This is a genomic window from Perlucidibaca aquatica (assembly GCF_001676655.1).
Taxonomy (GTDB): Bacteria; Pseudomonadota; Gammaproteobacteria; order Pseudomonadales; family Moraxellaceae; genus Perlucidibaca; species Perlucidibaca aquatica.
The window spans coordinates 312,263-328,012 of the sequence record NZ_LZDB01000002.1 but is presented as its reverse complement, the minus strand read 5'-3'; the positions used below and the strand labels follow the sequence as shown (position 1 = coordinate 328,012).

The 15,750-nt window shown below is 55.1% G+C and carries 12 protein-coding genes; 5 read left to right on the top strand and 7 right to left on the bottom strand.

Annotated features, from left to right (window positions below; translation table 11 throughout):
• Window positions 1-21: 21 nt before the first annotated feature.
• The 7 genes from cueR to A8710_RS05145 form a co-directional block, all read right to left on the bottom strand.
• The gene (cueR, locus tag A8710_RS05175) at window positions 22-420 is read right to left on the bottom strand and encodes a Cu(I)-responsive transcriptional regulator (RefSeq protein ID WP_068858428.1); all 399 of its coding nucleotides are present in this window, start codon (window positions 418-420) and stop codon (window positions 22-24) included.
• On the bottom strand, window positions 417-2,825 hold the full coding sequence (locus A8710_RS05170; RefSeq protein WP_068858427.1) for a heavy metal translocating P-type ATPase: 2,409 nt from the start codon (window positions 2,823-2,825) through the stop codon (window positions 417-419). Before A8710_RS05170 ends, cueR begins: the two co-directional genes overlap by 4 nt.
• 135 nt (window positions 2,826-2,960) lie before the next feature.
• A complete protein-coding gene (locus A8710_RS05165) occupies window positions 2,961-3,161 on the bottom strand; it encodes a heavy-metal-associated domain-containing protein (protein WP_068860602.1) in 201 nt (66 codons plus the stop codon).
• A gap of 352 nt (window positions 3,162-3,513) precedes the next feature.
• Window positions 3,514-3,909 (bottom strand): copper-binding protein, encoded by a 396-nt coding sequence (locus tag A8710_RS05160; RefSeq protein ID WP_198341623.1) that lies wholly within the window; start codon window positions 3,907-3,909, stop codon window positions 3,514-3,516.
• Window positions 3,910-4,186: 277 nt separating this feature from the next.
• Complete coding sequence (locus A8710_RS05155; RefSeq protein WP_068858426.1) at window positions 4,187-5,560, bottom strand: multicopper oxidase family protein; 1,374 nt, start codon at window positions 5,558-5,560, stop codon at window positions 4,187-4,189.
• A gap of 53 nt (window positions 5,561-5,613) precedes the next feature.
• Window positions 5,614-6,990 carry a TolC family protein gene (locus A8710_RS05150; RefSeq protein ID WP_068858425.1) on the bottom strand — a complete coding sequence of 459 codons (1,377 nt, stop codon included), beginning with the start codon at window positions 6,988-6,990 and terminating at the stop codon, window positions 5,614-5,616.
• Window positions 6,990-7,298 (bottom strand): hypothetical protein, encoded by a 309-nt coding sequence (locus A8710_RS05145; protein ID WP_068858424.1) that lies wholly within the window; start codon window positions 7,296-7,298, stop codon window positions 6,990-6,992. The genes A8710_RS05150 and A8710_RS05145 overlap by 1 nt, the downstream gene beginning before the upstream one ends.
• Window positions 7,299-7,450: 152 nt before the next feature.
• Between A8710_RS05145 and A8710_RS05140 the strand changes: the two genes are divergently transcribed.
• The 5 genes from A8710_RS05140 (at window position 7,451) to A8710_RS05115 (ending at window position 15,723) form a co-directional block, all read left to right on the top strand.
• On the top strand, window positions 7,451-8,143 hold the full coding sequence (locus A8710_RS05140) for a heavy metal response regulator transcription factor (RefSeq protein WP_068860600.1): 693 nt from the start codon (window positions 7,451-7,453) through the stop codon (window positions 8,141-8,143).
• Window positions 8,124-9,548, top strand: a complete 1,425-nt coding sequence (locus tag A8710_RS05135) for a heavy metal sensor histidine kinase (RefSeq protein ID WP_068858423.1) — start codon at window positions 8,124-8,126, stop codon at window positions 9,546-9,548. Before A8710_RS05140 ends, A8710_RS05135 begins: the two co-directional genes overlap by 20 nt.
• Window positions 9,549-10,096: 548 nt before the next feature.
• Entirely contained in the window at window positions 10,097-12,502 is a 2,406-nt protein-coding gene (hsdR, locus tag A8710_RS05125) for an EcoAI/FtnUII family type I restriction enzme subunit R (protein WP_068858421.1), read from the top strand.
• Window positions 12,503-12,532: 30 nt separating this feature from the next.
• Window positions 12,533-14,002 carry a type I restriction-modification system subunit M gene (locus A8710_RS05120; RefSeq protein ID WP_068858420.1) on the top strand — a complete coding sequence of 490 codons (1,470 nt, stop codon included), beginning with the start codon at window positions 12,533-12,535 and terminating at the stop codon, window positions 14,000-14,002.
• On the top strand, window positions 13,999-15,723 hold the full coding sequence (locus A8710_RS05115) for a restriction endonuclease subunit S (protein ID WP_068858419.1): 1,725 nt from the start codon (window positions 13,999-14,001) through the stop codon (window positions 15,721-15,723). Before A8710_RS05120 ends, A8710_RS05115 begins: the two co-directional genes overlap by 4 nt.
• Window positions 15,724-15,750: the final 27 nt, after the last annotated feature.

The window sequence follows — 15,750 nt, the reverse complement described above, 5'->3', positions numbered from 1 at the left end:
AGGCACGCCAAAACACACGATTCAGCCAATCCCATCTGTCTCCAGCCCCTTAATAATGGGACAGTCGGGACGATGGTCACCGCGGCAGGCGTCAGACAGATTAATCAGCGTATCGCGCATTTCCGTGAGCTCCAGAATGCGCACATTGAGTTCATCGACATGCGCATTCGCTATTTTCTTGACGTCGGAACTGGCGCGGCTGCGATCCTGCCATAGCGAAAGCAGCACACGGATCTGATTCAGAGAAAACCCGAGGTTTCTTGCGCGCTTGATGAAGCGCAGCTCATGCACGTCTTTTTCACGGTAGGTTCGGTAGCCCGCATCCGTACGCGCAGTGGGGACAATGAGGCCAATTTCCTCGTAATGCCGGATCATTTTGGCAGAAACGCTACTCAAACGACCTGCTTCGCCAATATTCATTGCTTGTGCCCCTCACTCAATGGTTTCCACGCCTTGAGCAGCAAGGCATTCGTCACGACGCTGACACTGGAGAAGGCCATTGCCGCCCCCGCCACCATGGGATTCAGAAGACCAAAGGCAGCCAATGGAATCCCCACCAAATTATAGGAAAATGCCCAAAAGAGATTCTGCTGAATCTTGCGCCAGGTCTGACGGGAAATATCGATAGCATCCGCAATTAGCAGCAGATCGCCACGCATAAGCGTGATCGTGGCCGTATGCATTGCCACATCCGTCCCATCACTCATTGCAATGCCTACATCAGCCGCTGCCAGTGCAGGCGCATCATTGATGCCATCGCCCACCATGGCAACCAATCCCTTTTGCTTTAATCGGCTGATCTCTTTTTCTTTTTCCTGCGGCAGAACTTCGGCGACATAGCGATCGACACCAAGCGCTTTAGCCACAACGGCTGCACTTCCCTTGTTATCTCCGGTGATCATGACCGTCTCTATGCCCAAAGCATGCAGACGCCTTATGGCCTCTGCTGCCTCGGGTTTAACTTGGTCTCTAAAGGCCATAAACCCAAGCACGCTTTTGTCATTCTTTCGTGCAAGCCATGAAATAGTGCAGCCTTCGTTTTCAAGTGCAGCAGCACGATCATTAAACAGACCCAGCTGAAGCTCTTGGTCCTGCATGAGCTGCCGGTTACCGAGCAAATAAGTAACCCCATTCATCTGCCCGGATATTCCCCGTCCCGGTAACGCCCGGCTCTCGATCACCGGCTCCCCAATCACTTCTCGTTTCCTGGCTGCCTCGATGACTGCAAAAGCCAGAGGATGATCACTACCTGCTTGCAGGCTGGCGGCAATGGACAATAGGGATAGGGTATTTCCCTTCACTCCTTCTTCGGCCACCAGCTCCGGTTTGCCCAAGGTCAACGTTCCGGTCTTGTCAAATGCCACCACTTTTACGCCATGCGTAATTTCAAGCGCCTCTGCGTCTTTGATGAGAATGCCACTGCGAGCCGCCACTCCTGTCCCCGCCATGATGGCGGTCGGTGTGGCCAGCCCCAATGCACAGGGGCAAGCAATGACCAGCACGGCTACGGCATTGATGATGGCCTGATCCAATTGGCCGGTAAGAAACCACCACGCTGCAAAAGTTGCCAAGGCAATCATCATGACTACCGGCACAAAGACGGCGCTGACCTTGTCTACCTGACGTTGAATGGGGGCCTTGGCGGCTTGAGCGTCCTCGACGAGCCTGATGATGCGCGACAGCATGGTCTCGGCCCCGATCGCCTCCACCCGAAACACCAGAAGGCCGTCCGTACTGATGGCGCCGGCCACCACTTTGTCTCCCGCTTCCTTGGCCACGGGATGACTTTCACCCGTGAGCATGGATTCATCGACCAGGCTTTTCCCTTCTTCAATGATGCCATCGGCCGGCATACGTTCTCCAGGACGAACAGCAACCCGATCACCCAATTGAAGCGCATCCAGTGAAACCTCAATCTCCTGACCATTGCGGCGAACTCGGGCGGTATCCGGGCGAAGCGCCTGCAAGGCACGGATGGCCTCCGTGGTTTGTTGTTTGGCTCTCGCCTCCAGCCATTTCCCCAAAAGCACCAGTGTAATCACCACGGCAGAGGCTTCGAAATAGAGGTGAGCACCGTGAGCAGAATGTCCGGCAAGTACTTGGTACACACTCAGCCCATAGGCCGCACTGGTACCGACCGCGACCAGCAGATCCATATTGCCGGTGCCCGCCATGAGCGCTTTCCAACCGGCCCGGTAGAACCTCCAGCCCACCACAAACTGAACCGGTGTTGCCAAGATCCACTGCAGATACGCAGGCAGCATCCAGTCTTTCCCCAACACTGACGCCAGCATGGGCAATACCAGCGGCAACGTGAGCACGACCGCAATCAGAAGCATCACCAGATCGCGTGTCACCCTCTTTTTTTTGCCAAGACTCGCCGGCAACACCTCCACTGGATGCGCGATATAGCCGGCTTTATTAACCGCACTGATCAACGTCTGCATGGGAATGGCACTAATCGAACTGACACGCGCTTTTTCAGTCGCCAGATTCACGGAGACAGCCAAAACACCGGGCAGTTGCGCCAAGGCATTTTCGACACGCGCTACGCAGGACGCGCAGGTCATTCCTTCGATGGCGAGATCCGTTTGCGTTTCAGCCACATGATAGCCGGCCTCTTCAACGGCTTTCTTGACGGCGGATATAGGAGCCTCACCTGTTGTTTTGATACTGGCGGACTCCGTCGCCAGATTGACAGACACGTCAGTGACGCCTGGCACGCGCCTCAAGGCTTTTTCGACATGCACTACGCAGGAGGCGCAGGTCATGCCTTCGACTCCCAGGGAGTACCTAGTCGTGGAATTGGAGAGCTGAGAAGTCATGATTTGTTACTCCACATTGATTGGCAGGTACTCAGCTTCGGGCTTCCCACAAGGGGAAGGTCAAGCAATCCTTGTAAAGTACTTTGTAAAAAAACGGCCGCATGGCGACCGTTAACTTTCATTATCTGCACTTGGTTACCTGCGGGGTACGGCCGGAAAGCCGATATCCGTGATGCGCTGACATATGTCTTCCTCGCTCTCGACAGACACCACCTCGACTCTTCCTTGCGCGCGATCTACCGTGACCTTGGCCGACTCATCCAGCTCTTGAATGGCCTTGGTGATTTTGCCCACGCAACTGCCGCAACCAATACCTGAGACATTGAATATATGCATGATGTTCTCCTTGAATACGTTAACCATCTGATCAGGTCTTGATGACCTACTGCATACGTTCGGCCTTGCCACAGTGGGAAGGTCAATACACTGGGATAAATTATTTTCTCTACCCCTGAATTTATTTAATCGTTTTCACCCGTGATCATGGTTGCTGCCATAAGCCACCCGGCATTATTCAAAAGAGTTGTCGTTTTTTTGTGCGACTCTTTTGTGTGACTCTTCTGCACGCAATGGGATATCAAGCTCTTCTGTGCGCGGTAACGTCATGCTTCCTTCAGCGAATTCATAAACTAAGTTCCAAAAAAGGGCGGGCATCAAGCCCGCCCAAACACAGGAACTCACAAAAACGTCAAGGCGCCATTTTCAGCTCGGTAATGACAAGGGCACCGCCATGTTTTTCCACCGTAAACAAAACAGCATCATTAGCCTTGACCATTTTCAACATGGCGGGGTCTTTCACCCGGAACAGCATGGTCATGCCCGGCATGCCCAGATTCTTGATCTCGCCGTGCTTGATGGTGAGCTTGCCTTGCGCCATGTCCACCTTGCGGATAACGCCCTGGGTGTAGCGATTAGCGGCCGGCATGTCCTTCATGGCGCCTTCAGATTTTGACTTCATATCGTGAGTCGACGTGTCCATTCCCGGCATGTCTCCGCCATCGCCACGGGCACAGACTGAGGTGCTGGCCAAAGTCATCGGCACTGCCAGGGCTGCTGCCAATAGCCAGATTTTCATCGTTTGCATCTGTCGTTCTCCTGAGCGCGGACGTGGGCATGAAAAGTATTAACTGGTCTGTGGATCTCAGTGAGCATGATCGTGGTGTCCATCCTCATCACCAATGTCCTTAGTAGAAGAAACCGAGGCCGCCAAGCAGCAACACGGCCACCTCAACAAAGATAAAAATGGCGTACTTTCTGAATCGTGGGCCACCGGCAGGAGCTATCGGGTATTTGCAGTCATGTCGCTCTCCTAATAAGAGGCGTGGGCGTGGGACATAGAGCACCAAGCGTCGGCCGAAACATCAATGCGCTCCGTGGCCAGTGGGTTTGCGGATCTTGAGGTCATGACCACTGGAAGGTGCCGGCGCGGCTTTTACCGCCTCGGGCTCCTCGCTGCCATAGAGCCAAGCCACGGTACGCGGGGGATGCTCATACCAACCTGGATCGCTGTAATCACCACGTTTCTGCTTATCGCGGACCTTGAGCAGAGTGAACATGCCGCCCATTTCAATGGGGCCGAAGGGGCCTTGGCCTGTCATCATGGGCAAGGTGTTATCCGGCAGCGGCATCGCCTCGCCCATCTCGCTCATGTCTGCCATACCCTTGTCGCCCATGGCCATGTAATCCGGCACCAATTTGCGCACCTTGGCGGCGATATCTTTTTGCGGCACGCCAATTAAATTGGGTATCTGATGCCCCATGGCATTCATGGTGTGATGCGACTTATGGCAATGCAGAGCCCAGTCGCCCGCAGTCGCAGTGAACTCCACCGCGCGCATTTGTCCCACGGCAACATCGGTGGTGACTTCTGGCCAGCGGGCAGTTTTTGGCACCCAGCCACCATCCGTGCAGGTCACTTCAAAATCGTGACCGTGCAAGTGGATGGGGTGATTGGTCATGGTGAGGTTGCCGACCCGGATGCGCACCTTTTCACCCGTGCGCGCAACCATGGTATCGATGCCCGGAAAAACTCGGCTGTTGAACGTCCACAAATTAAAATCTGTCATCTCCGAGGTGCGCGGCGTGTAACTGCCCGGATCAATGTCATAAGCGCTGAGCAGAAAAACATAATCGCGATCAACACGCATGAAATTCGGATTTTTCGGATGCACCACGAGAAAACCCATCATGCCCATGGCCATCTGCACCATCTCGTCGGCATGCGGGTGGTACATGAAAGTGCCGGATTTTTTCATCGTGTATTCGTAGACAAAAGTTTGCCCCGGCTTGATCTGGGGCTGCGACAAGCCGCCCACTCCATCCATGCCGGAAGGCAACAACACGCCGTGCCAGTGAATCGTGGTGTGCTCGGGTAATTTGTTGGTGACAAAAATTCGGATGCGATCACCCTCGACGCATTCGATGGTGGGGCCGGGGCTCTGCCCGTTGTAGCCCCACATATGCGCAACCATGCCGGGCGCAAATTCACGCACCACCGGCTCGGCCACGAGGTGGAATTCCTTCACCCCATTTTTCATGCGATACGGAAGTGTCCACCCGTTCAGCGTCACCACCGGGTTGTAGGCCGGCCCGCCTTGCGGAGCGAGCGGACCTTCGGTGCCGGGTTTGTATTGAATCTTGGCTTCCGGAATGCCAGCCGCTTGTACACGCGATACCACGCCGGCACTCAGAATGGCGGCGCCAGCACTCCGGAGAAAATCACGTCGATTGGTCATAGTACGTTCTCGCTCAGTGGCCGGCGGCAGCGTTGCCGGTGCTCATGCTGTTTTTAATTAGGGGGGGTGTTTGTATTGCTGTTTAAACCTTGCAGCACACTGGCAAGGTCCGCTTCCGCTGCCCAGAAATCCTGCAGCGCAGAGAGATAGGCATCGGTGCTGGCAATCTGCTCCCGTGACTGGGCGAGCAGCTCGAAGGTGCTGATCAGCATACCGTTGTAGCGCAGCAGCAGTTCATCCGAGATCTGCTTCTGCAAAGGCACAACCTCATCGCGATAATGTTTGGCTAAGTCGTAGGTTGTGCGGTAACGCGCATAGGATTCACGCGCTTCACTGCGGGCATTGATGGCGGTCTCGGCCACATCGGCAAGCGAGCGGCGGTAAATAGCTTCAGCTTGTGCAACACGAGTAGTGCCGAAGTCGAAGAGCGGCAGCTCAAGGCTGACTTCAAATCCCGTTTCCTTGGGCTGCGTACTGAAAGTGTTGTACTGATAGCCCACGTCCAGCACGTTAACGAAGCGCGTGATCTTGCTGAGCTTGAGTGCATGAGCCGTGTTTTCGGCACTGCGCTTGGCGATTTGCACATCCACGCGCTGATCCATGGCCTGCTGCTCCACATTGCCCAGTTCGCGCGCAGCGCCGGGGAGCTCAGGCAGCAGGTCGGGTAGTTTGAGCGCAGCAGCATCGGGCAGCCCTAAAAGGCGTATCAGTTGTTCGCGATTGGTGAGGGCTTCGGCGTCGGCGCGTGCCCGTTGTGCTGTCGCTTCGGCATAAAACGCCTGTTCTCTGGCGGCATCGAGGCGGCTGATATTGCCCGCCTGCGCCAAGCCCCGGGCCAGCTCGCGGCCGGCTTCGGCAGCGGTTTGCACGTCAGCGGCATAACGGGCGCGTTGCGTTCCTGCCACGGCGGCGAAATAGGCCCGCCGCGTATCACGTGCCAGCATGAGAATGGATCGGGTCGCATCAAGCTTGGCACTCTCAAAACGCTGCTTTTCGATTCGGCCACGCACTGGCAAGGTCAGCAGGCCGATCAAATCAAAGCTGATGGCTCGATCAATTTCGCGATCACCGCCCTGCGTGAGACGAGCCAGTGAAATGCCGGGATTGCGCAGGCGCGTGGCGGCGATCACTTCGGCCTCGGTCATGCGCAACTCAGCGAAGGTTCGCTGCAGACCAGGATTGTTATTAAGCGCAAGCGCCACCGCTTCGTTTACGTTGAGGGGCTCGGCCAGCAGAACCTGCTGGTACTGAAGCCGGCTCTCTGGTGAGAGGCGGCTGGGGTCGTCCAGCGGCTGGCCCAGAATCCGGCTGGCATTGGCGCGAACCTCGCCCTCACTGCCATCACGGGAAAGGCTGGCACAGGAACCAAGAGCGCTGGCCAGAAGGGCAACAGCGACGACCCGGGTAATATGATGACGGGGCCTCTTCATCAGTGACCCCCGTGCTTCATGACGGGCATGTCGTGCGACTCAGCCGGCGATTTGGGGGCTTCCTCTTTAACGTCGCCATTAGAGGTCGCAGGAGAACCCATGGAGCCCATAGAGTGGCCCGCATGGCCGGTCGGCTCATCCGCAACAAGAGCATGGGTCTCCTGCCAGTCACGCACAGCAGGTTCTGTCCAGCCCTGATAGCCATTAAACGGGCTGACGTAAACAGTAGGAGTCGGGGGTGATACAGGCTCTGCCGCAAGGACAGTGACGGGGATCAATAAGAGGATGGGTACAAGCAGGAAACGCATGGAGGACTCCATTGGGGATTTCCGATGGGTCAATCATGCGGCGACGCGAAGTACACCAGCCTGACGCGAAAATTACATTCCTGTCAGCTTTGCTTAATCTTTGAAAAAGTCGGTATGGTTGCCCTTAGTCACTATTGCGTGAGGCACAGGCCTTGAGAATTTTGTTGGTGGAAGACGAAACCAAAACCGGGGAGTACCTGAAGCAAGGGCTCACCGAGGCGGGCTACACCACCGACTGGGTAAAGGATGGACTGGCCGGGCATCATCATGCCCTGTCCGAGGATTACGATCTGGTCATCCTGGACGTGATGTTGCCCGAGATCAGCGGCTGGCAGGTGCTGGCCGCTATCCGCCGTGCCGGCAAATCCATGCCGGTGTTGTTTCTGACGGCTCGTGATCAGGTAGAAGACCGGGTCAAAGGGCTGGAGCTCGGCGCCGATGATTATCTGGTCAAGCCTTTTGCTTTTGCCGAACTGCTGGCCCGGGTGCGTACCTTGTTACGGCGTGGGCGCAGTCGTGAGCCCGAACTCCTGCAGGTAGCGGATCTGGAGCTGGATGTCCTGCGACGTCGTGCTCTTCGGGGTGGCCGGCGCATTGATCTCACCGCCAAGGAATTTGCACTGCTGGAATTACTGATGCGTCGCCAGGGCGAAGTGTTGCCGCGTTCGCTCATCGCTTCGCAGGTCTGGGACATGAATTTCGACAGTGACACCAATGTGGTGGAAGTCGCCATCAAAAGGTTGCGCACCAAGGTTGATACCAACGTCGATGCCAAATTGATCAACACCGTGCGCGGTATGGGCTACGTTCTGGAAGCACCGACCGATGATTCAGCTCTCTCGTAAATCCATCACGGTACGCACCAGCTTGCTGTTTACGCTACTGGCAGCCGTTGTGTTTGTGGTGATGGGCTTTGTTATCCGCGCTTCGGTGAATCATCACTTCAGCGAACAAGATCGCACCACTCTGGAGGGCAAGCTGGAGTTGGTTCGGCATATTTTACTGACAACGCCAGGCGATGGCGCACGCATTCGCCGGCAGATGGGCGATGCCCTGATCGGGCATCACGACCTGTCTGTACTCGTTCGCGAGGCTTCGGGTGAAACCCTGTTTGCAGCAGGGCACGCCACTATTCCTGACAGCGTTTTGCAGGAAGCGCGGCCCTTGGTATCAAAAACGTTATTGCCTTTGCTGACCTGGTCAGAAGATGGCGTGGCTTATCGGGCGGTGGGCGTAAACATCGCCACCGATGAACCCGACCAAAATTGGGTGGTAAGCATCGCCGTTGATACCCGTCATCATGCGGAATTTCTGGCGGTGTTTGAGCGTGAGTTGTTGCTGATCGGGGCTGGTGGTTTGTTTCTAATGGCCAGCCTCGGATGGCTAGCAACGCGCCGCGGTTTGCGCCCGGTGCAGAAAATGGCTCGGGTGGCCGAAGGGATTTCAGCACAACGACTTCAGGAACGGCTACCGGCGGACAATGTCGCGGTTGAATTGCAGCCACTGGCACGTGCCTTTAACGAAATGCTGGATCGCCTTGGTGACTCGTTAACCCGTCTCTCTGAATTCTCCTCAGATTTGGCCCACGAATTACGCACGCCTATCAACAACCTCATGACACAAACTCAAGTGTCGCTGGCAAAGCCACGGACAGCGGATGAATACCGTGAAGTGATGTATTCCAATCTGGAGGAATTCGAGCGGCTGGCGCGCATGATTGCCGACATGCTGTTTTTAGCCAAGGCGGATAACGGTTTGATGATTCCGCATCGGGTGCCCGTGGACTTAAGGCAGGAAGTGAAAGCCGTGTTTGATTTTTATGATGCGCTCGCCGCTGAAAAATCTGTCTCACTCAAGCTGCAAGGAGATGCCGCGGTGATGGGCGATCCCCTGATGCTGAGACGGGCCATCAGCAATCTGGTGTCTAATGCCGTTCGCCACAGTCAGCCAAACACCGCCGTGAATGTCAGGCTGGTCTCTGATCCACCCGCCACGAGGATGATCGTGGAAAACACCGGAGATGTCATTGCACCCGAGCAACTGGAGCGCGTTTTTGATCGCTTCTATCGGGCTGATGCTTCCCGGCAGCGCAGTGAAGAAGGAGCCGGGCTTGGCTTGGCCATTACCCGTTCCATCATCAGGACTCACAAAGGAGAGATCACCGTTTCATCCGGCGAAGGGAAAACCTGTTTCCATATTAACCTCCCCGGAGCTCAAGAGCTGCCTGCGCTCCCGACGGAGCTGCATTGAGCATACTGATGTCCATGATATGTATCCGATGCCGACGCATTGCTTTTTTCCTGAGTATGTTGATGACAGCTTTCCTGTTCTGTCAGGGTATAGCGCAGGCGGCAGTTGTGAGAGCTGCCGTGTCGGCGGGCCAGCGGGCTCCGATGAGCATGAGCTGCCATGACAGCTTGGCAAAGGGTGTTACGGACACAATTTTCTAGACAGTCCCCTGCCTCATAAAATACCTCTTTATACGGCCCCATCCGTCCGCTTAGGGTCGATAGCGGCCCGATCAGGAATGACTCATTTCGGCCAATTTGAGACGGAGGAAATCTTTGACTATGAAAACCACGTGGTACGGTACAGGGAACAGCAAGGCCGCCCCACTACCCCCAAATCCACCACTGAATTTGAATCAGCGCACTCCTTCGCTTTATTCCGGAGTGAGTTATCACTGCGTGCAAAACGAAAGCTGACGGGCTCGCTCCATGAGCCCGTAAACCGTTATATTCTCTGCATAAATATAAACAGGCACGCTACTTGAAGTAGCGTGAGACGGAACCGGATTCATGGACAAGAAGTCACTTTCTGAACGCGACATCTGCACCAAGTTCATTGCCCCTGCGATACAACAGGCCGGCTGGGATATTCAGAAGCAAGTCCGCGAAGAAGTGAGCTTTACCAAGGGCCGCATCATCGTGCGCGGCAAGTTGCATACGCGCGGCGAATCACGCCGGGCCGACTTCATTCTTTACCACAAGCCCAACCTGCCACTGGCCATCATCGAAGCCAAAGACAACAAGCACTCAGTCGGCGCAGGCATGCAGCAAGCGCTGGGCTACGCCGACGCACTGGATGTACCGTTCGTGTTCTCCAGCAATGGTGATGGTTTCCTGTTTCATGACCGCAGTGGCACGGGCGCTCAAACCGAGACCGAGCTGGCGCTGCATGAATTTCCCAGCCCAGATGAGCTGTGGCAGCGCTACTGCCAGTGGAAAGGCTTTGACACGGCACAAAGCAAGCGCGTTGAAGCGCCCTACTTCGATGACGGCTCTGGTCGCATGCCGCGCTACTACCAGACCAACGCCATCAACCGCACCGTCGAGGCGGTGGCACGGGCCCAGGATCGCATCCTGCTGGTCATGGCCACTGGCACCGGCAAGACCTACACGGCCTTCCAGATCATCTGGCGGCTTTGGAAGTCCGGCCAGAAGAAACGCATCCTTTTCTTGGCCGACCGCAACATTCTGGTGGATCAGACCAAGAGCAACGACTTCAAGCCGTTCGGCAATGCGATGTCGAAGATCAAGCGGAAGCGCAATGACAAAGGCGAATATGTCATTGATACCTCCTACGAGATCTACCTCTCGTTGTATCAAGCCGTGACCGGCACGGACGAAGAGAAGAACATCTACAAACAGTTCTCACCTGACTTTTTTGACCTGATCGTCATCGACGAGTGTCATCGCGGTAGCGCCGCTGAAGATTCAGCCTGGCGTGAAATTCTTGACTACTTCAGTGCCGCCACGCACATCGGCCTCACCGCCACGCCGAAGGAAACCAAGGAAGTCTCCAGCACTTACTATTTTGGCGATCCGGTCTACAGCTACTCGCTCAAGCAAGGCATCGACGATGGCTTTCTCGCACCCTACAAGGTCGTGCGCATCGACTTCGATGTTGACTTGCAAGGCTGGCGACCCGCCAAGGGGCAGCGCGACAAGAACGGCGAGCTGATCGAAGATCGCATCTATAACCAGAAAGACATCGACCGGCATCTGGTATTGGAAAAGCGCACGCTGCAAGTCGCGCAAAAGATCACGGAATTTCTGAAAGCCTCCGGCGTCTACCAGAAGACCATCGTGTTCTGCGACGACATAGATCACGCCGAGCGCATGCGCCAAGCGCTGGTGAACCTGAACCCTGAGCGGCTGAAAGAAAGCCGCAAATATGTCATGCGCATCACCGGGGATGAGCAGGAAGGCAAAGCCGAGCTAGACAACTTCATCAACCCCGAAGAGCGTTATCCGGTCATTGCCACCACCAGCAAGCTCATGACCACCGGAGTCGATGCGCAGACCTGCAAATTGATCGTGCTCGACCAACACATCAAGTCCATGACCGAGTTCAAGCAGATCATCGGGCGCGGCACACGCATCAACGAGGACTACGGCAAATACTGGTTCACCATCATGGACTTCAAGAAAGCCACGGAGCTATTTGCTGATCCGGGCTTTGATGGTGACCCCGTGCAAATCTACGAGCCCGGCGAAGATGATTCGCCTGTGCCGCCAGACGATCTCGATGACACCCCTGAAGGTGGAGATGGGGATACGCCAGAAGCTGGTGACACCGGTGTTGAAATTGACCCTCCACCTTTTGAGGATGGCGACAGCAAGACGCCTCGCGTGAAGTATGTGATCGCCAATCAAGCCGTCTATGTGATTGCTGAGCGCGTTCAATACTACGGGCCTGACGGCAAGCTCATCACCGAGTCGCTGCACGACTACACGCGTCAGTGCGTGCAAAAAGAGTTCGGCTCACTCAAGGACTTTCTGCGGCGCTGGTCCGATGCAGACCAGAAGAAAGTCATCATCGACGAGCTGGCCACACAAGGCGTGCTTTGGGAGCCATTGGCTGAGGAAGTCGGCAAGAAACTGGGCAAGATCCTCGATCCCTTTGATCTGATTTGCCATGTCGCTTTTGATCAGCCGCCGCTGTCTCGAAAAGAGCGCGCGGATCAGGTCAAGAAGCGCAACTACTTCACCAAGTACCAAGGCGCAGCGCGCCAGGTCCTGGAAGCTCTGCTCGACAAGTATGCCGACACTGGCATCGAACACATTGAAGACATCAAGATTCTCCAGCTCGACCCCTTCAGCCAAATTGGCGCGCCAATTGAGCTGGTCAAGGCGTTTGGCGGCAAGGTCGGATACAACAAAGCCTTGCACGAGCTGGAAGACGAACTTTACGCCGGCTAATGCCGGCTTTGCTTTTATTGAGATTCATCTATGTCTGTTAGCGGTACGATCAAATCCATTCAAAACATTATGTGGAAAGATGTGGGCGTCGATGGCGATGCGCAGCGCATCGGCCAGCTGGTCTGGATGCTCTTCCTGAAAATCCTTGATGACCGCGAGCAAGAGTGGGAAATGCTCGATGACAACTATCGCTCGCCTATTCCCGAGACCTATCGGTGGCGCAATTGGGCAGCCAATTCCGAAGGCATGACTGGCGAAACGCTGAAAGGCTTTATCGACAACGAGCTCTTTCCCACCCTGCAGTCACTGGGGAGCCAAGGTGCTCACCCGATGACCTATGTGGTTCGTGGCGTCTTCGAAGATACCTATAACTATATGAAGTCGGGCCAGCTCATTCGCCAAGTCATCAACAAGATTCAAGAGGGCGTGGACTTCAACAAGTCACAAGAACGCCATGCCTTCGGTGACATGTACGAAACCCTGCTGCGTGACCTGCAGAATGCCGGCAACGCGGGGGAGTTCTACACACCGCGGCCGGTCACTGAGTTCATGGTACGCATGGTTGATCCCAAGCTGGATGAAAAGGTCATGGACCCGGCCTGCGGCACGGGTGGTTTTCTGACCTGCACCATCGAGCACAAGCGCAGCCGCTATGTAAAAACAGCGGAGGATGAGCGCACCTTGCAGGCCAGTATCTTCGGCGTGGAAAAAAAGCCGCTCCCGCATCTGTTGGCCACCACTAACATGATCCTGCATGGCATCGAAGTGCCAAGCCAGATTCGCCATGACAACACGCTCGCCAAACCGCTGATCAGTTGGGGGCCAAGCGAGCGAGTACATTGCATCGTCGCCAACCCGCCGTTTGGTGGCATGGAAGAAGACGGTATTGAGACGAACTTTCCCGCTGCCTTCCGCACCCGTGAAACTGCTGACCTGTTCTTGGTACTGATCATGCAGCTGCTGAAAGACGGTGGCCGAGCCGCCGTCGTGCTGCCCGATGGCTTTCTGTTTGGCGAGGGCATCAAGAGCCGCATCAAGGAAAAGCTACTGACCGACTGCAACTTGCACACCATCGTTCGCTTGCCCAATGGCGTGTTTAACCCCTACACCGGCATCAAGACCAACTTGTTGTTTTTTACTAAGGGCACGCCAACTAAGCAGGTGTGGTTTTACGAGCATCAGTACCCAGCAGGCGTGAAGAATTACTCCAAAACACGCCCGATGCGCATTGAAGAGTTCGCGGTGGAAGAAGCATGGTGGGGCAACGAGGCGGATGCCTTTGCCACACGGGTGGAGAGCCAATTCGCCTGGAAAGTCAGCCTTGAAGAGCTGCAAGCGCGAAACTGGAACTTGGACTGCAAGAACCCGCATGTCGGCGAGCAAGTTAGTCAAGACCCGGACGAGTTACTGCGTAAATACGCCACTCTGCAGGGTGAAATCAGTGACCTGCGTGACCAGCTCAGGACTGTGCTGACTGAAGCATTGGAGCGTCAGGTATGACGGCATTGCTGACCAGCAACCTGCCGTTACTGGCCGGTGCACCCAATGGCATAAAGAAGCTGCGTGAGCTGATTCTTGAACTTGCGATCCGCGGCAAGTTGGTGCCGCAAGATCCTAGCGATGAGCCCGCCAATATGTTGCTCAAGCGGATTGCCGAGGAAAAAGCGCGTTTATTGGCTGAGGGCAAGATTAAGAGGCCGAAGCCGCTGGGTGACATTGCTGAAGCAGAAATGCCGTTTGGCTTGCCTGAAGGATGGTGTTGGACCTCCCTAACCGAGATTGCAGCTATGCGAGGTGGCAGCACACCATCGATGTCAAAACCAGAGTTTTGGGATGGTGACATCCCTTGGGTCTCTCCTAAAGACATGCATGATGGCGATATCACAGATAGCGAACTAAAAGTCACGCAGTTAGCACTTGAAAAGACAAGTCTCGAGTTAGTGCCAATTGGCTCTATTTTGTTAGTGGGCCGAAGCGGCATTCTAAAAAGAAAGCTACCTGTTCAAATAACCGCCGTGCCTTGCACGATCAACCAAGACTTAAAAGCAATTTCACCATTCCAACCTCAGCCATCAAACTATTTACAGCTTTTTCTGCGTGGCACTGAGCGTCTCATCTTGCAGGAAGATGTCAAACAAGGAACTACGGTCCAAAGCCTTGTTTACGAAAAGCTTTTCGCCAGGCCATTTGGTTTACCACCACTAACCGAACAACACCGCATAATCGCCAAAGTCGATACGCTGATGGCACTTTGCGATCGCCTAGAAGCTCAGCAAGCCGACGCCGAAAGTGCCCACGCCCAACTGGTGCAAGCGCTGCTCGACAGCCTAGCCCAAGCCAGCCACGCTGTTGATTTCGCCGTTAGCTGGCAACGCCTGGCTGAACACTTCCACACCCTGTTCACCACTGAGCCCAGCATCGACGCCCTCAAACATACTCTGCTGCAGCTAGCCGTGATGGGTAAGTTGGTGCCGCAAGATCCCAACGATGAGTCGGCTAGTGAGCTGCTAAAACGTATTACTGAGGAAAAGGCGCAACTGGTGGCCGCAGGCAAGCTTAAGAAACAGAAGCTGCTGGCTGAGATTGCTGAAGACGAGAAGTCGTTCGAGCTAGCAACAGGTTGGGAATGGAGTCGTTTGGGTGATCAGGTGATCGAAAGCGGGGCTGGATGGAGCCCTAGCTGTGAACCGAGGCCAAGAGAGGGAAGCGACTGGGGGGTTCTTAAAGTCAGTGCCGTTTCATGGGGTGTATACCGCCCCGAAGAAAACAAGGCACTTCCTGTCAGCTTGGATGCTCGTCCCGAACATGAAGTTGCTGAGGGAGATTTCCTAGTTTCCCGTGCCAACACGGCGGAGCTCGTAGCGAGAAGCGTCGTTGTGGATGCGACACCGAACCGATTGATGCTGAGTGACAAGATCGTACGACTGAAACTGACCAATCTTTGTAATCGCCATTATGTAAACCTAATGAACAGCGCTACTTATGCTCGCAAGTACTACGCCCGAGTTGCTGGCGGCACTAGCAGCTCCATGAAAAACGTTTCACGCGAGCAGATTCTTAGCCTGCCAATTGCTTTACCACCTCTCAAAGAACAATACCGAATTGTCGCCTTAGTCGATCAGCTAATGGCCCTATGCGAGCAACTGAAAATCCGCCTAACCCAAGCTCGTCAGCTCAACGAGCAACTAGCCAGCACACTGGTTGAACAGGCTGTAGCATGAGAAATAGCCATTAAGAACTATTTGTAA